Below are 16,473 nucleotides of genomic sequence, written 5' to 3'. Positions count from 1 at the left end.
CGTGGGGCGCAACCACTTTCAATGACAGACACTACAAACACTCACGTCGACACTCCTGCCGCCACTTTCTCCGATTTCGGCCTGCATCCCAGCATACTGATGGCGGTCGCCGCAACGGGATACACCGTACCTACGCCCATTCAGGCGCAAGCCATACCCATAGTGATGGACGGGCGGGACGTCATGGGCGCGGCACAAACCGGCACAGGAAAGACGGCGGCCTTTACTTTGCCCATCTTGCATCGCCTGATGCAGTTTGCCAACACGAGCGCATCGCCGGCTCGCCATCCTGTGCGGGCGTTGATTCTTACGCCGACACGTGAGCTGGCCGATCAGGTCTCCGATAGTGTCATCGAGTACAGCAAGTCGACACCGCTGCGCTCCACGGTGGTGTTCGGGGGGGTCGATATCGGTCCCCAGCGCGACGCGTTGCGCCGCGGCTGCGAAGTGCTAATTGCCACACCGGGCCGGTTGCTGGATCATGTGGAACAGAAAACAGTGAATCTCGGCCAAGTCGGGATCCTGGTTCTGGACGAAGCCGACCGCATGCTCGACATGGGTTTCCTGCCCGATCTCGACCGAATCATGCGCTTGCTTCCTGCCAATCGCCAGGGGCTCCTTTTCTCGGCCACGTTCAGCAATGAAATCCGAAAACTCGGCCGTACATACCTGAAGAACCCAGCCGAAATCGAAGTGGCCGCTCGCAATGCCACGGCAGAAAATGTTACGCAGATTGCCTACGCGATGCCTGGCAGCGAAAAGCGGGCCGCGGTGGTTCACCTGGTCAAGTCGCGCGGGTTCAACCAGGTCATCGTTTTTTCCAATACCAAGATCGGTACAGGCCGGCTGGCCCGCGAACTGGTTCGTGATGGCGTCAAGGCCGAATCCATACACGGCGACAAGAGCCAGATCGACCGCATGAAAGCGCTCGAAGCTTTCAAGGCCGGCGAACTGGAAGTCCTGGTTGCCACCGATGTTGCCGCACGTGGACTTGACGTGGCCGGCGTACCTTGCGTGATCAATTACGACCTTCCCTACAATGCCGAAGACTACGTGCATCGCATAGGGCGTACGGGTCGCGCTGGCGCATCCGGTGAGGCCATCGCTTTCTATGCTCCTGACGAAGAGCGCTTCCTGCTCGATATCGAAAAACTCATTAAATTCAAGATACCGCGCGGTCAGCTGAGCGTGCCCCTTGCTGCTCGACCTGCCGCGGCCAGCAGTCGCGAGCGCCGGACGCACTCGACGGGTTCTACGTCGCACAAGGCAGTGGACGACTTTTTCAGCAGGCCTTACGTGCCCTCCCCATCCAGCAGCACTATGGACTCGGGCAAGCCCATACAAGCCGGCACGTCCAAGAAGTCGCTAGGCGTGTTGCTGGGCGGCGGGCGGCAATAACAATGTGCGCAGTGGGGCCGGCCCGTTTTCGACGAGCGGGGTGGCCTCGTCCAGATGACGTATCAGGCGCTCGAGATGGCCGATATGCGGCAGCATGGCGCCATAAAACAGATTGCCTCGTCCGAGATCCTGAATGAGCAAGGTCGGAAAATTCTCGACGTCATCGTCGTCCAGCAATTCCGGGTTTTCTTCGATATCTATCCATACGAAGGTGTGCTGCGGCCATAGCCCGGACAGCTGCTCGAAGTCCGGCCGGTATTGGGTGCAGGTGTCGCACCACGCGGCGCAGTAGCAGGCGACGATCAAGCCTTGGGCCTGTTGCAGGCGCACACTCAGCGCAAGCGCATCTTTTTGAGGGTCGAGCATTGGCATAGAGACAAATGGCATCCGGTTTGACTATGATAGTCCTGTCATCAATTCAAGACTTCTTCAATGAATAATACTAATTTGGCAGTTCGTGACCGTCGGTCCGCCGTAACCGGCCTGGCGGCCGTAGGGGTGGCGTTCAAGAGGGCACTGATTTCACAATGCCATCCGAAAATGCTGGCGGCGTTGTTGTTGCCTTTCATTATTGCCCTGCTTGGAGCCATTATATTGCTTTGGGCTTTCTGGGCTCCCTTGACCACTTGGCTCAATGCCGAAGCAGCCAATTGGGAAATCATTAATCAGGTCGATGAGTGGATGCTGGCTCTGGGTCTGTTTTCCCTGAAGCTGTATCTCGTTCCACTGCTTGCCGTGGCCATACTGCTGCCAATGTCCGGAATACTGGGGTTGGTGATTGCCGCCGTGTTCGTAATGCCTATCGTCCTTCGCCATCTCGAGAAGCGCGAATATCGGGGCATATCACGACAGGGAAAGTACAGCACGGCAGTGGGCGCCTGGAACGCCGTATGGGTCGGAGTGCTATTTGTCCTGGCCTGGCTGGTGACCATCCCATTGTGGCTTATACCGCCCTTGCCACTCGTGCTGCCCGTAATATTATGGGCATTTGCCTTTACCCGCATGTTGCGCGTGGATGCCATCATCGAGCACGCGAGTCTTCAAGAGCGCCGGCTAATCTGGAAGCGGCATAACCGCCAGTTGTGGTTGATCGGATTCGGCCTGGCGCTGATCAATCTGTTTCCTCCCGCATGGCTGGTCTTGCCTGTATTCTCCGCGCTGGTGTTCGCACATTTCAGCCTTGAGTCGCTACGGCAATTGCGCGAGCAGACCGTCATCGATCACACAGAATTAACCCGGACGAGACCATGAACACGCTTACAACGACAGTACCCAAAGTGCGCCTGATCATAATCGGCGACGAGATCCTTTCCGGCAGACGTCAGGACAAGCACTTCTCCAAGCTCGTCGAACTTTTGTCCCAGCGCGGCATGCATTTGTCCGGGGCTGAATTTATTTCGGACGAGCGCGATGTCATCGCCGCCACGCTGGCGCGCAGTTTTGCCACTCCCGATATCGTTTTCTGTTGCGGGGGCATAGGCGCCACTCCTGATGACCAGACCCGTCAGGCTGCGGGCCAGGCCCTCGGGCTAGAGCTGGTGCTGCACCCGGAAGCTGCCCGCCTGATTGCGGAACGTTGCGCCGAGAACGAACAGCGTGGACAGGGCAGCGGCGATATGTCCCTACCCGAAAACCAGCAGCGTCTGCAAATGGGTGTATTTCCCGTAGGGGCCGATATCGTGCCCAATCCCTACAACAAAATACCCGGCTTTTTCATCAGCAATCATACTTTCATGCCAGGCTTTCCCGTCATGGCCTGGCCCATGATGGAGTGGACGCTCGATACCAGGTATGCCGGGTTCCATCACGCTACAACGCGCGTTGAACACTCGTTTCTCGTGTTCCGCTTGCCAGAGTCACGCATTACCCCGGCGCTGGAAGAGCTCGAGCAGAAATGGCCTGGCGTCAAGGCATTCAGCTTGCCCAGCATGGGCGATACAGGGCATCCTCATATCGATCTTGGTGTCAAGGGCGAACCGCAAGCCGCTGCCGAAGCCCTGGCATTCCTGCGCACCGAGGTTATCAGGCAGGGTGGCCAGCTTACTCCGCCAGCAAAATAAGACTTGCAGATTGCTTCTTTGTTTCATATTATGGAATTGTTGCATTGCGACATAACCTGATCGTGACTCGAACCATGCTTCCTACTTCTTTGCACAATGCGCCGACCATGAGCGATTCGCCCATAACCATCCAGGTGCTGGAACGTGCCATGCGTCTGCTCGACGTGCTCGCCGGACATGCTCACCCCATGCCCTTGAAGGATCTTGCCGCCACGACGGGTCTTCACACTTCCACAACGCATCGAATCCTTAACGACCTGGTGGTAGGCCGTTACGTCGAACGCGTCGACAGTGGCCTGTACCAGCTCGGGATGCGACTTCTGGAGCTTGGCTCCTTGGTCAAGGGGCGGTTGAATGTACGGGAAGTGGCCATTGAACCCATGCGGGAATTGCACAAGATTACGGGTCAGACCGTGAACCTTTCTTTGCAGCAGGGCGATGAAATCGTCTACATCGAGCGCGCCTGGAGCGAACGTTCGGGCATGCAGGTTGTACGTGCCATAGGCGGGCGCGCCCCGCTACACCTCACCTCCACGGGGAAACTGTTTTTATCGGTGAGCGACCCCAGGCAGGTGAAGGCCTATGCAATGCGTACCGGCCTGGCCGGCACCACCCGCAACAGCATTACCCAAACCGACGTGCTCGAGCGTGATCTGGCGCTAGTGCGTCGTCATGGATATTCGCGGGATAATGAAGAACTTGAGTTGGGTGTCCGGTGCATCGCCGCAGGGGTGTATGACGATACGGGTAAATTGCAGGCGGGTTTGTCGATCTCGGCGCCTGCGGAACGTATGCGCGACGAGTGGATACCTGTTCTATTGAGTACTGCCGCGCAGATTTCAGAGGCCCTGGGCTACGAAGCTTCATAAGCTCGCTACGGACGGCATGCCGGACCCAACATGGTGTTGAAGATCCGGCACTTTCAGCTTATTGGGCTTCTACGCCCGCTTTCTTGAACAGGTCCGCCCATTGGGGAACTTGTTGCTCAACTTTTTTGGCTAGTGCTTCAGGATTCGCTTCTTTCGTCAGGACAGTTGCGCCCAGGGCAGCCATGCGTTTCTGAAACTCTGGATTCGCCACGCCAGCCTGAAGTGCGCTGACAAGTTTGTCAGTAACCGGTTTTGGCGTTCCGGCCGGGGCCCACATGCCGTGCCAGATACCGACCTCAAAATCCTTGAAGCCGGATTCCTGCATGGTTGGCAAGTCGGGCAGCGTCGCGACGCGTTCTTTGCTGGTGACGGCGTAGGCCTTGACGGTGCCAGCCTTGATGTGTTGGGTTGTGTTGGTGGTTTGGTCGCACAGAAGGTCAACTTGCTTGCCGAGCAGGTCGTTCATTGCCGGACCTGTACCTTTGTAAGGTATGGTCAGCAGATCGACGCCGATGGCTTGGGAGAACATAGTGCCGCAAAGATGGCTGGCGGCTCCGATACCGGCATTGGCCAGGGACACTTTGTCTTTATTGGCCTTGACGTATTCCACCAGTTCCTTGATGTTGTTGGCGGGAAAGTCGGAGCGCGCGATAATAGTCATTGGAACGTCAACGACAAGGCCGATGGGTTCAAAGCTGGTTTTCGCGTCGTAATTTGGATTCTTATACAACGACGGAGCTGTGGAGAACCCGATGTGCATCAGTAGAATACTATAGCCATCGGGCTTAGCGCGGGCGACTTGCGAGGTACCGATCGTGCCACCGGCACCGGCTTTGTTCTCGACCACAATGGTCTGACCCAGCGTAGGTCGCATGGCCTCGGCCAGCGAACGGGCTACGTTGTCTGTCGGGCCGCCTGCCGAGAACGGGACAATCATATTGATGCTGTGATCGGGGTATTCGGCCGCCTGCACGGCGCCAGCGGATAGCAAGGCGCCCAGGATGAGTGCGGAGCTTATTTTCATGGTTGGATACTTCATTTGGTCTCCCTTTGCTTGTGACAAAGTAAAAGTGTAGATCTTTAATACAGTTGGCTGCTAATGGTGTCACCAGGCTGCCTGCATGCTAAGGGAAATCACGGAGTTTGTCGCCTAGGTTTAGCCCTTATATCCAGGCTTTCCTGAAATGCGATCTTAAATTGGCAAGGTTCTTGGGAATGTTGCGACGCACCATATAGTTGTTGACATGTCTTATTAATCAGGTAGAATTTGTTTTGTGCATTGCAGCATGGAAGGTTTTCACAGTTGCAGGTGATTTGCTTAACCTTCTTTATTTTTACGCTTGAACCCGAAGTTCAATCATTTCAAACCGCAGGACATGACCAGCGGTTTACTTATAAAGGAATTACCATGAGCGCGATCCCTCAACAAGTTTTGGCCAACCAAAAAGCCACTCTCGACAACTTCCTGGCTATCCAGGGCACATTCTTCAGCGGCTTCGAAAAGCTGGTCGACTTGAACCTGAAGGTCATCAAGGCCACCATGGAAGAAGTTGCGCAGAAATCGCAGCAAGCGGTTGAAGTCAAAGATGCGCAGGAAGCACTAAGCTTCACATCGGCATTCCAGCCCAATGCCGAAAAAGCGTTGGCCTACAGCAAGCATGTCTATGACATCTTCTCGGGCGTGCAAGTCGACTTGTCCAAGTTGACCGAAGAACAGATCGCCCAGGGGCAACAGCAGGTTTCAGCAGCCATCGACCAGATCGCGAAGAATGCTCCTACGGGTTCGGAAGGCGCCGTGGCGTTGCTGAAATCGTCGCTGAACACAGTGAACAGTGCCTATGAATCGGTTGCCAAGGCAACTCGTCAGGCCGCCGACGCAGCAGAATCCAACATTACTGCGGCAACCAACGCGACGTTCAAAGCTGCCTCCGACGCCGCTGAGGCTGCTGACGCTGCCAAGGGTGGCGCCGCCCGCGCTCGCCGCTCCGCTGCTTAGAACACGCCAGTCTGAACCCGGCCAGTGATGCCGGGCCGCGAAAGGCCGGGCCGCGAAAGGCCGGGCCACGAAAGGCCGGGCCAGGAAGGACAGTAAAAATCCCCGAAGAAGAAATTTTTCGGGGATTTTTGCGTAGGCCCTTCGTGCAGGCAAAATAAACGTCTAACGTATGGTGGCAATGCTGCCTATGGCTTGCACGCATTCCGATATCAAGGCCGGACCACGGTATATGAGGCCGGTGTATAGCTGTACGGCATCTGCCCCCGCCACGATCTTTTCTCTTGCCTGCTGGCCCGACACGATGCCGCCGACGCCAATGATGGCAAAGGAAGTACCCAACTTCTGCCTGAGACGGGCAATGACCAGTAGCGAGAGTTCGTGCACCGGGGGACCCGACAAGCCGCCGGCCTCTGAGGCGTGTGGCAGTCCCAATACCGCCGCGCGGGACAACGTGGTGTTGGTGGCAATGACGCCGTCGACATCGTAGCGGGTAAGCAAGTCGGCAATAATGTCTATTTGCTGAGTGCTGAGATCGGGCGCTATCTTCACGACCATTGGAACCCGGCGCCCATGCTGGTCGGCCAGCGCCTTGCGCTTTTCCTGCAGCGGCAGAAGCAGGCCCGCAAGTTCATCCTGACCCTGCAAGGCGCGCAAGTTTTGTGTATTGGGCGACGAAATATTTACCGTGACGTAATCGGCGTGCGGATATACCCCTTCGAGGGCCAGCAGGTAGTCGTCCACCGCGTGATCGATGGGCGTCGCCGCATTCTTGCCGATATTGAGCCCCAGGATGCCGCCGTTGCTGCGCCATTGGCTATTCTTGACATTGCTGATGAAAGTGTCGAGGCCCTCATTGTTGAATCCAAGCCTGTTGATCAGAGCCTGCGCCCGAGGCAAGCGGAACATCCGAGGCTTAGGGTTGCCAACTTGCGGTTTCGGCGTGACCGTACCCACTTCCACGAATCCAAAGCCGAGATGGCCCAGGGCATCGATATGCGCACCGTTCTTGTCCAAACCGGCCGCCAATCCTACCGGGTTGCGCAGGGACATGCCCATGAGCGTGCAGGGATTCAGCGGTTGTGCGCCGAGCAGCTTGCGGGTGAGCTTGCAATCGTAGGCTTTCTGCAGCGACGAGAGTGTAAGATCGTGCGCGGCCTCAGCGTCGAGAGAAAAAAGTGCGGTGCGCGCCAAGGGATAGGTATCGAATAGGAATGACATGGGTGGGTTATGGCGTAGCGGGCTCGGTCCAGCTCCCGTTTTGAAGGATCTGGTAGGGGGTGTACTGGGACTTATACGCCATTTTACGGCTTTCCTGTATCCAGTATCCGAGATACAGCCAGGGCAAGCCCATAGCCCGGCATTGGTCGACTTGCCACAATATGCCGTAAGTACCCAGGCTGCCGTGAGCGTCGGGGTCGTAAAATGTATACACCGACGACAAGCCGGTTTCCAGTGCGTCCACCACCGACACCATTTGGAGTGTGCCGTCGGGCAGCCGGAATTCGATCAGTCGTGAATCTACGCGACTGGTGAGCAGGAATTGCTTGTATTGGGTCTGGCTGTCTTCGTCCATGCCGGCGCCCGGGTGGCGACCGTGTTGATAGCGGTCATACAGCTGGAAGTGCTCGGCGTTCCATTGCAGGGGCAAGACACGCGCTTGCAGATTGTCATGCCGTTTCCAAGTCTTGCGCTGACTGCGGCTCGGTCGGAAGCGCAGGGTGTCTATGCGGATGGGCAAGCATGCCCGGCAGCTATCGCAGTGCGGCCGATACGTGAACAGGCCGCTACGGCGGAAACCCTGTTCAACCAGTTCCGAATAGGTGGAGGCGTCTATTAGATGTGTGGGTGCGGCAACTTGTGAGCGGGCATCCAGTCCGGGAAGATAGCTGCAGGGATAAATAGCCGTGGAGTAGAATTGCAGGGCTTTGAAAGTTAGTTCGGTCGGATGGCTCATGACTGGACTCGGTAAGGCTATGCAGTCATTATGGCGTCATTTATCCGTTGCGTGCAAGCGCGCCGGAATGCAGGATCTGGCCGACACTCCATGGCGGCGCTGTGTTGTGCACGGTGCCGGCCAGCAAGGTCTGGAAGGCGGATCGAGGCATGGGCATGGCGCCCAGGCTCGCAAGGTGGCTGGTTTGCTGCTGGCAGTCGATGTGGCGTATGCCTCGAGCCTGCAGGAACCTGACCAAGTAAGCCAATGCCAGTTTGCTGGCGTTGCTGCTGCGGCTGAACATTGATTCGCCAAAAAAGAAACTGCCCAGATTGACGCCATAGACGCCGCCGGCAAGTTCGCCGTCTATCCATGTTTCGACGCTATGCGCAGTGCCGGCGTAATGCCAGGCCAGGTAAGCCGACTGCATGGCCGGCGAAATCCAGGTTCCCGGTTGTGTGGCTCTTGGCCCGGCGCATGCCGCAATGACGCGTTCAAACGCGGTATCGGTGGTAATCCGTATCGGCGCGTCCGGCGCGCACTCGTTGCGGGCGACCTGGCGCAGCTTCTTGGCCAGCGAATGAGACACCCTGAAGTCCTCGCATGCCAGGATCATCCGGGGATCGGGACTCCACCACAAGACCGGCTCGCCCTCGTTGAACCACGGAAATATGCCTTTGCGATAGGCCTCTTCAAGCCGCGCCACGGTCAGGCTGCCGCCTGCCGCCAGCAGCCCGTCCGCAGAGGCATGGTCCGGCGTCGGGAGCGGTGTCTGCTCGTCAATCCAGATCAATCTTGCCATGTCGCGAAGTAAGGCTCCCAGAAGCGGGATCTGGGATATCCAGGGGTATATCGTAGTGGTGCATCGGAAAGATGCCTTTTCTTACGTCGACAAGATAGTGTTCGAGTGTGGTGATGATGGTGCGAAACGCAAGCTGATCCCAGGGAATTTCGTCCAGGGCAAAGAATGCCGCTTCCAGGCTCTCGGGGCCAGGGAAAAGGTCTTCACTCAAGACTCTGGCCAGATAGAAAAAATGCACTTGTTCAGCGTGTGGAACATCGATCACCGTATACAGTGGGCCGAGCTCTATTTGCGCTCCGGCTTCTTCCTGCGTTTCCCGCATGGCGCCCTGGGCCGTTGTTTCGCCGAGTTCCATGAAGCCGGCAGGAAGCGTCCACTTGTCATAACGGGGTTCGATGGCGCGGCGGCAGAGCAGGATCTTGTCGTGCCATATGGGTAATACACCGACCACATTGCGCGGGTTCTGGTAATGCACTGCACCGCAGTGCTCACACACATCTCTAAGCCGGTTGTCGTCCGGCGGGATGAGCTGTCTAAGGGCAGTGCCGCACTGGCTGCAGAACTTTTGCGCACGCGGGGCCGGGAAGAAAAAACTGGAAGCTTGCGATGTCATGTCTTGATTCTACCCAAAGCGTGGTGCCGACGTCGCGCCTTTGTTATTTTTCAGGATGTGGATTGGCCACAAAGCCAAGTCTTGTCGGGATGTCCGTCGCTGGGCATGTGCGAAAGGGAACTGCATTCGCCGCTGGCGTGGTCGATGCACCCAATGCCCGCAACGTCAATGTATCGGATGGGGTCGAATCCGCCTCCAGCGCAGCCATGAGGTTTACGCCTTCGGTGGTGTACAGGGCGTCGAGCACAGAGGGAAGGTCGCGTCCCGCCACCAAGCCTGGCCCGTGTTCAGTGTGGGCGTACAGCCTGCCGTTGTCATCCAGCCACCATTCCTGAACCGTCGCCACGTCCAGTCCCGTATGGGTGGTGAGAGAAAGACCATCGCCGCCGGTACTGCCGCCGGTAAGCAGGATGTAAGGAGCCGCATCCAGCCGGACGTATACGCGTTGTGGACCGTTCTGAAAGAACCACCGGCCCTGGTGGTCGTGGGTGTAATTGCGATCAATGAAGCGAATGATCTGGTCGCTGGAAATGGATTCGCCAGTCCTGCCATCATGTCCCAGCTGCGGGGCTGTGCCTACGGAGGGCCGTGGTGATTGCCAGGCGTCGCCGGCCGGGTGCAGGCGCCACTGTCCGCTGGCAGTGAGTGACAGCCAGCCATAGACGTCCGGTACATTGGGCCAGCGCGCCATTGCGGCAATTACGTTCTCGTCCATGATCGATTCAGTCCAGGCATTCATACGTGCCAAGATAGTACTACTGGATGGCGTCAAAGAGACATCCGACGTGGGAGTCGCGGATGTCGGCAACAAAAAATCTGCCTCGCGTTCGCTTGCGAGGCAGGCTATATCATCGAGGACTGCGCGGCGGTCGGGCTTACCAGGAGGTAATGACCGAATTCTTGAACGTGGATGTCACGAATTCCTTGGTCTCGGGTGAGTGGTACGCCTTGACAAGCTTGGCCACCCAGGCCTGGTCCTTGTCTTCACTGCGCACGGCGATGATGTTCGCGTAAGGACCTTTTGCATTTTCCATGGCGATGGCATCCGTCACCGGATTCAAGCCGGCTGACGCCGCGTAGTTGCCGTTGACGGCGGCGGCATCGAGGTCGGACAGCGAACGCGGCAACTGTGCCGCGTCGAGTTCAATAATATCCAGTTTTTTGGGATTCTCAATGATATCCAGAGGCGTTGCCTTTAAGCCGGCGTCGGCCTTCAATTTCAGGAGACCTTGCGACTGCAGTACCAACAGGGCGCGACCCCCATTGGTGGGATCGTTCGGTACGCCCACGCGTGCGCCATTCTTCAACTCGCCCAAGGTCTTGACCTTCTTCGAGTAGATTCCCATGGGAAAGGTAATGGTCGACCCCACATTGACCAGCTTATACCCGCGATCCTTGATCTGAGCATCCAGGTACGGCTCATGCTGGAAGCTGTTGGCATCCAGATCGCCGGCGGCCAATGCGGCGTTGGGCTGCACATAGTCGCTGAACTCGACGACTTCGATCTTCAGGCCATCTTTGGCGGCCAGCCCTTTTACGAAATCCAGGATCTGCGCGTGCGGGCCCGCCGTCACGCCGATCTTGTAGGTCTTGTCCTGCGACATCGCGGGCGTGGCGGCGAGGCTCATGAAAACCCCCAGTCCGGCGACCAACTGCAGTAATTGACGACGTTTCATTTTTTTCCTTTTGAAAAGCAATATTGAATTCGCAAAGACGCCTAGGCCTAGCGATGACTTAAACGACGGACCAGGATATCGCCCATGGTCTGAACCAATTGAACAAAAACGATCAGGATGAAAACGACAAGCAACATGACTTCGGGCAGGAAGCGTTGGTAGCCGTAACGAATGCCAAGGTCTCCCAGCCCCCCGCCGCCGACGGCGCCAGCCATCGCAGAGTAGCCAACCAGACTGACCAGGGTGATGGTGAGGCCGGCGATAATACCGGGAAAGGCTTCCGGCACCAGCACTTTATAGACGATCTGCCAGGTGGTAGCGCCCATGGCTTGCGCCGCTTCGACCAGGCCGCGGTCCACTTCCCGGAGTGCGGTCTCCACCAGCCGTGCGACAAATGGTGCAGCCGCTATTGTCAGGGGCACGATGGCGGCCGCCGTGCCGATCGAAGTACCGACGAAAAAGCGCGTCAGCGGAATAATGGCGACGAGCAAGATGATGAATGGCGTCGAACGCACCGCATTCACGATAATGCCCACTGTCCGATTCAGGGTCAGTGCCGGTAATACGCCGTTCCGATCGGTAAGGTGCAGCAGGATGCCCAGTGGGACGCCCACCAGTGAGCCTACGACGCCCGAGACGCCCACCATCAGCACTGTCTCAAGAAAGGATTTTATAAAAAGGTCAATCAGCTGTGACGACATGATTCAGCTCCTCTACCGTTACTCCGCGCGATCGCATGAATGCCTTCGCCTGTTCGATTTGATCGTCGGTGCCTCTGGCCAGTATCGCCAAGGATCCAAACGCCTGTTCCTGGATCTCATCGATCTGGCCGTGCAGGATGTTGAAGTCCAGTCCGAAACGGCGCACAACGTCGGAAAGCAAAGGATCCTCGACGCTGGTACCGGTGAAGGCCAGACGCAGCAGGTGATCCTGTCCTTCGCCGTGACGCGTCTGCGCCAGGCGTGCACGCACGCGCTGCAAAACGCCTTTGGGCAGGTCCTGGGAAATCACATCGCCTATCATTGCCCGTGTCACTGGGTGCTGGGGGGCGCGGAAGATATCAAGCACAGACCCATGCTCAATCAGTTCGCCCGCTTCCATGACCGCCATGCGATCACAGATCAGTTTGATCACTTCCATCTGGTGCGTGATAAGCACGATGGTCAGGCTCAGTTCCCGGTTTATCTTTTTCAGCAATTCAAGAATGGACTTGGTCGTTTCGGGATCGAGGGCGGATGTCGCTTCGTCTGAAAGCAGCACCTTCGGATCATTGGCCAATGCCCGTGCTATGCCGACACGCTGTTTTTGGCCACCACTGATCTGCGCGGGATAACGGTCCGAGAGGGCGCCAAGATCGACGAGATTCAGCAGTTCGCGCACTTTCCGATCGATCTCTGCCTTGCCGACACCAGCCAGTTCGAGAGGCAATGCAATATTGCCGTAGACGGTACGCGAGGAAAGCAGATTGAAATGCTGGAAAATCATGCCGATCTGGCGGCGTGCGTTGCGCAAGGCTTCCGGTTTTAAGGAAGTCATATCCTGGCCGTCTAGGACAATATGGCCAGAAGTAGGGCGGTTCAACAGGTTCAGCGTGCGCACCAGTGTGCTTTTTCCCGCTCCGCTGCGCCCGATAATGCCAAACACCTCGCCCTTGCGGATCGATAGGCTGACGTCGCGAATGGCATCAACCGACCCGGAAGGGCCCTCGAAACGTTGGGATACCGCTTTAATTTCTATCATGGGGGCTAACAAAAAGGCAGCAGTCCGTTGCAAAGCGACGGTTCTGCTGCCGTGGATGCTGTAAAAGTTAAGAAATTGTAATGGCGGCCGTTATTATATCTAAGTAATTTATTAATACATTGATATATGTATTAGTTATATGGGCCGGCGCGAAGGTTTAGACCCGTTCCACCGGCTGTCGGCGTCGCTCGTGAATCAGATCCACAATGCCACCCTCCGGCTTATATCCATCCACCAGCCGGAAAAACAACGCCCGCACTTCCGAGTAATTGTCGTTCTTGATGGCCGACGACAGCTCGGCGAGAGATATCTTCAATACACCCCAAGGCAGCTGTTTTTCTTGCGCCCGCATAATCATCGGATGTTCGGTTTTCGTTACGTTGTCGCCGATCAGCAGTTCCTCATAGAGTTTCTCGCCGGGGCGCAGCCCCGTGAATTCAATGGCGATATCGCCATCCAGGTTACGGGCTGAGCGTACGCTCAGGCCGGACAGTTGCACCATCTTTTCAGCCAGCTTGGCAATTTTCACGGGTTCGCCCATATCCAGGACGAACACATCTCCGCCTGAGCCCATCGATCCCGCCTGGATGACCAACTGTGCTGCTTCCGGTATGGTCATGAAATAGCGCGTGATATCCGGATGGGTAACGGTGACCGGTCCTCCCTTGCGGATTTGCTCACGGAACAGCGGAATCACCGATCCTGAAGAACCCAGCACATTACCGAAGCGCACCATCGTGAATCTGGTTTTGTTGGCAGTGGCGGTCGCTCCCGGTCCGCGATCGTAGAGGAAAGGCATGGATTCGCTCGCAAGCGCCTGCAGGACCAGTTCGGCCAGGCGCTTGGTGCTTCCCATGATGTTGGTGGGACGCACGGCCTTGTCAGTTGAAATCAGGACGAAGTTTTCTACCCCTGCACGCAAAGCGGCCTGGGCGGCATACAGCGTGCCGAAGGTGTTGTTGACGATCCCTTCCGCAATATTGCGTTCGACCATGGGTACGTGTTTGTACGCCGCGGCATGGTAAACGGTATTCACCTTCCATGCACTCATCACGTCGAACAGGCGGCTCTGGTTGCGCACTGAACCCAGGATGGGAATGATCCGAAGCTTACGGCCCGAGTTGCGCAAATGCGTTTCCAGCTCAATATGTATGCTGTACAGTCCGAATTCGGAATGTTCGAAAAGGATCAATGCTTTGGGACTGCTGCGCACGATCTGGCGGCATAGCTCTGAACCTATCGACCCTCCGGCGCCCGTGACCATTACCACTTGATCCTTGATGCAGCGCTCGAACAGGTCGGGCCGTGGCTGTACTGGATCGCGACCGAGCAAGTCATCGATATCAACCTCGCGCAGTTCCTCGACATGGACCCGACCGCTGGCCAGGTCCATAAAGCCGGGAATTGTTCGTACATAGACCGGATAGGAAGCCAGCATGTTGATGATTTCATTGCGCCGCATACGGGATGCGGACGGAATCGCCAGCAGTACTTCATCCGCGTCGGTGTCATCCAGGAGCCTCCCCAGGTCGCTGGCGGGATGCACGGTCAGTCCTGCCATGATGCGCCCACTCAATTCCGGGTTGTCGTCGATGAACGCCACCGGTATCATCTCGCGACCAATGCGCAAGGCCAGCAGCAACTGATTCCCGGCCGCGCCTGCGCCATATATTATGACCAGCGGACGCGCATCTTTCCGTTTGCCGTCGCGGCGCCCGGATGGCCGCGTCCGCAGGCTGATGCGGTCGCTGCTGAAATACTGCCTCATGACGACGCGTAGTCCGCCGACAAACATCAGGCACAACATCCAGTAAATGATGACGATGGATCGCGGAATGATGGCAGGTGGCCTGCCATAGATATAAATTCCCAGTGCAAGCAGTACAGTTGAGGCAGTGACGGCCTTGACGATGGTCGTGAAGGCCTGGTTGCCGAAATAGCGCATGACGGCACGATAGAGGCCGAAACGCGCGAACAGGGGTATGGCGAGCAGTGGCGCCAGGATGAACAGCCATGCATGGCCGCGTAAAGGCTCTATCTTTGACGCATCATCAAGCCGTATGAAAAAGGCCAGCCATAGTGCAGTCCAGATAAGAAGCGTGTCTACGAGAATTTGCAGCAAACACTTCTGGTCGCGGGACAGGGCAAGCAGACGTTCGCGCAAGTCAGGAATTTGGCTTTGCAGTTCAGGGAACATCGCGTTCACCCGTTGCGGCGGCCCGGATCATCACGTGCTCGAGCGCCAGGCATGTTCTATCGATTTCCGACGCGGCAAGCGTGGGATGCACTAGAAACATCAAGGCCGTCTCGCCCAGCTCTCGTGCGCCCGGGAGGCGTTGTGGCGGACGCCAGCCGGTATCGTCGAATGCCTTTTCCAGATACACCTCGGAACATGAGCCTGTATAGCAGGGAACGCCCATGGTGCTGATCTCGCTTTGTATGCGGTCGCGGCTCCAGTCAGTTCCGAGTTGTGCAGGCTCGACGAAGACATAGCACTTATATGCGGCATGACGGATGTCGTCCTGAGGAACCGGGACACGCAGTCCAGGAAGCCGGGCGGCGCAGTCCCAGATGCGCTGTGCATTTTTCAAACGTTGAGCCTGCCATTCCTGCATGCGGCGCAACTGAATGCGACCGATGACGGCTTGGGTTTCCATCATGCGCCAGTTGGTACCGAAGCTTTCATGCAGCCAGCGGAAACCCGGAGGATGGTCACGCTCGTAAACGGCTTCCCAACTTTTTCCGTGGTCTTTATAGGACCACATGCGTGACCAGAGATCGCGGTCACGGGTCGTCACCATGCCGCCTTCACCGCCGGTGCTCATGATCTTGTCCTGGCAGAATGACCATGCACCGATATGTCCGATGGATCCGACTGGCTTGCCTTTGTAGAGCGCGCCGTGGGCTTGCGCGCAGTCTTCTATCACATGGATGCCGCGTTCAGTGGCGAGTGCCATGATGGGGTCCATGTCGCAGGGCCAGCCGGCGAGATGAACGCAGATGACTGCGCGGGTGTCTGGTGTCAGGACGGCTTGTATGGTCTGTGCCGTGATGTTCTGTGAGTCACGATCTACGTCGGCGAAAACTGGCGTAGCGCCGGCATTGATAATGCAGGAAACCGATGCCAGGAATGTGCGCGGCGTGACGATGACTTCATCTCCGGGTCCGATATCCAGCGCCTTGAGCGCGAGGTCCAGAGCGAGCGTACCGTTGCTCACGCCAACGGCGTGCTCGCACCCTGCCCACTCGGCAAATTCCTTTTCGAATTGCCGGCATTCCTGGCCAGTCCAATAGTTCACCTTGTTTGACAGGATGACGTCGCGCACGGCGTTGGCTTCTTCCTCGGAAAAGGACGGCCATGCGGCAAAGGAGGTATTCAACATATT

At 57.1% G+C, this 16,473-nt stretch carries 17 protein-coding genes; 5 read left to right on the top strand and 12 right to left on the bottom strand.

Annotated features, from left to right (window positions below):
- Positions 1–21: 21 nt before the first annotated feature.
- Positions 22–1,398 (top strand): DEAD/DEAH box helicase, encoded by a 1,377-nt coding sequence (locus CR155_RS14780; protein ID WP_102070808.1) that lies wholly within the window; start codon positions 22–24, stop codon positions 1,396–1,398.
- Here the strand turns inward: CR155_RS14780 and CR155_RS14775 are convergent.
- Entirely contained in the window at positions 1,366–1,770 is a 405-nt protein-coding gene (locus CR155_RS14775) for a thioredoxin family protein (RefSeq protein WP_102070807.1), read from the bottom strand. The genes CR155_RS14780 and CR155_RS14775 overlap by 33 nt on opposite strands.
- Before the next feature lie 60 nt (positions 1,771–1,830).
- Here CR155_RS14775 and CR155_RS14770 point away from each other — a divergent pair, with 60 nt between their 5' ends.
- The 3 genes from CR155_RS14770 to CR155_RS14760 all read left to right on the top strand — a co-directional run bounded on the left by CR155_RS14770 (position 1,831) and on the right by CR155_RS14760 (position 4,327).
- Positions 1,831–2,649 carry an EI24 domain-containing protein gene (locus tag CR155_RS14770; RefSeq protein ID WP_102070806.1) on the top strand — a complete coding sequence of 273 codons (819 nt, stop codon included), beginning with the start codon at positions 1,831–1,833 and terminating at the stop codon, positions 2,647–2,649.
- The gene (locus CR155_RS14765; RefSeq protein WP_102070805.1) at positions 2,646–3,458 is read left to right on the top strand and encodes a competence/damage-inducible protein A; all 813 of its coding nucleotides are present in this window, start codon (positions 2,646–2,648) and stop codon (positions 3,456–3,458) included. Before CR155_RS14770 ends, CR155_RS14765 begins: the two co-directional genes overlap by 4 nt.
- A 107-nt stretch (positions 3,459–3,565) precedes the next feature.
- The gene (locus CR155_RS14760; protein WP_233214310.1) at positions 3,566–4,327 is read left to right on the top strand and encodes an IclR family transcriptional regulator; all 762 of its coding nucleotides are present in this window, start codon (positions 3,566–3,568) and stop codon (positions 4,325–4,327) included.
- Positions 4,328–4,385: 58 nt separating this feature from the next.
- Here CR155_RS14760 and CR155_RS14755 read toward each other — a convergent pair whose 3' ends face one another.
- Positions 4,386–5,351 carry a tripartite tricarboxylate transporter substrate binding protein BugD gene (locus tag CR155_RS14755; RefSeq protein WP_102070919.1) on the bottom strand — a complete coding sequence of 322 codons (966 nt, stop codon included), beginning with the start codon at positions 5,349–5,351 and terminating at the stop codon, positions 4,386–4,388.
- Between the two features lie 384 nt (positions 5,352–5,735).
- Between CR155_RS14755 and phaP the strand changes: the two genes are divergently transcribed.
- A complete protein-coding gene (gene phaP, locus CR155_RS14750) occupies positions 5,736–6,323 on the top strand; it encodes a TIGR01841 family phasin (RefSeq protein ID WP_102070804.1) in 588 nt (195 codons plus the stop codon).
- Between the two features lie 162 nt (positions 6,324–6,485).
- Here phaP and CR155_RS14745 read toward each other — a convergent pair whose 3' ends face one another.
- The 10 genes from CR155_RS14745 to CR155_RS14700 all read right to left on the bottom strand — a co-directional run bounded on the left by CR155_RS14745 (position 6,486) and on the right by CR155_RS14700 (position 16,470).
- Positions 6,486–7,541, bottom strand: a complete 1,056-nt coding sequence (locus tag CR155_RS14745) for a quinone-dependent dihydroorotate dehydrogenase (RefSeq protein ID WP_102070803.1) — start codon at positions 7,539–7,541, stop codon at positions 6,486–6,488.
- Positions 7,542–7,548: 7 nt separating this feature from the next.
- The gene (locus CR155_RS14740; protein ID WP_102070802.1) at positions 7,549–8,277 is read right to left on the bottom strand and encodes an arginyltransferase; all 729 of its coding nucleotides are present in this window, start codon (positions 8,275–8,277) and stop codon (positions 7,549–7,551) included.
- A gap of 40 nt (positions 8,278–8,317) precedes the next feature.
- Positions 8,318–9,058, bottom strand: coding sequence for a leucyl/phenylalanyl-tRNA--protein transferase (gene aat, locus CR155_RS14735; RefSeq protein WP_102070801.1), 741 nt, complete (start codon positions 9,056–9,058; stop codon positions 8,318–8,320).
- Positions 9,036–9,671 carry an NUDIX hydrolase gene (locus CR155_RS14730; RefSeq protein WP_102070800.1) on the bottom strand — a complete coding sequence of 212 codons (636 nt, stop codon included), beginning with the start codon at positions 9,669–9,671 and terminating at the stop codon, positions 9,036–9,038. Before CR155_RS14730 ends, aat begins: the two co-directional genes overlap by 23 nt.
- A gap of 43 nt (positions 9,672–9,714) precedes the next feature.
- Positions 9,715–10,386: a DUF2946 family protein gene (locus CR155_RS14725; protein ID WP_102070918.1), complete on the bottom strand. Its 672-nt coding sequence runs from the start codon at positions 10,384–10,386 to the stop codon at positions 9,715–9,717.
- Between the two features lie 160 nt (positions 10,387–10,546).
- Positions 10,547–11,347, bottom strand: a complete 801-nt coding sequence (locus tag CR155_RS14720) for a MetQ/NlpA family ABC transporter substrate-binding protein (protein WP_102070799.1) — start codon at positions 11,345–11,347, stop codon at positions 10,547–10,549.
- Between the two features lie 47 nt (positions 11,348–11,394).
- The gene (locus tag CR155_RS14715) at positions 11,395–12,048 is read right to left on the bottom strand and encodes a methionine ABC transporter permease (RefSeq protein ID WP_102070798.1); all 654 of its coding nucleotides are present in this window, start codon (positions 12,046–12,048) and stop codon (positions 11,395–11,397) included.
- Complete coding sequence (locus CR155_RS14710) at positions 12,029–13,087, bottom strand: methionine ABC transporter ATP-binding protein (RefSeq protein ID WP_102070797.1); 1,059 nt, start codon at positions 13,085–13,087, stop codon at positions 12,029–12,031. The genes CR155_RS14715 and CR155_RS14710 overlap by 20 nt, the downstream gene beginning before the upstream one ends.
- A gap of 157 nt (positions 13,088–13,244) precedes the next feature.
- Entirely contained in the window at positions 13,245–15,284 is a 2,040-nt protein-coding gene (locus CR155_RS14705; protein WP_102070796.1) for a polysaccharide biosynthesis protein, read from the bottom strand.
- Positions 15,274–16,470 (bottom strand): DegT/DnrJ/EryC1/StrS family aminotransferase, encoded by a 1,197-nt coding sequence (locus tag CR155_RS14700; protein ID WP_102070795.1) that lies wholly within the window; start codon positions 16,468–16,470, stop codon positions 15,274–15,276. The genes CR155_RS14705 and CR155_RS14700 overlap by 11 nt, the downstream gene beginning before the upstream one ends.
- Positions 16,471–16,473: the final 3 nt, after the last annotated feature.

The sequence above is a fragment of the Pollutimonas nitritireducens genome (genome assembly GCF_002849615.1).
GTDB classification, from domain to species: Bacteria; Pseudomonadota; Gammaproteobacteria; order Burkholderiales; family Burkholderiaceae_B; genus Pollutimonas; species Pollutimonas nitritireducens.
The sequence above is the reverse complement of the archived record's forward strand: the minus strand, read 5'-3'. Positions and strand labels throughout refer to the sequence as shown.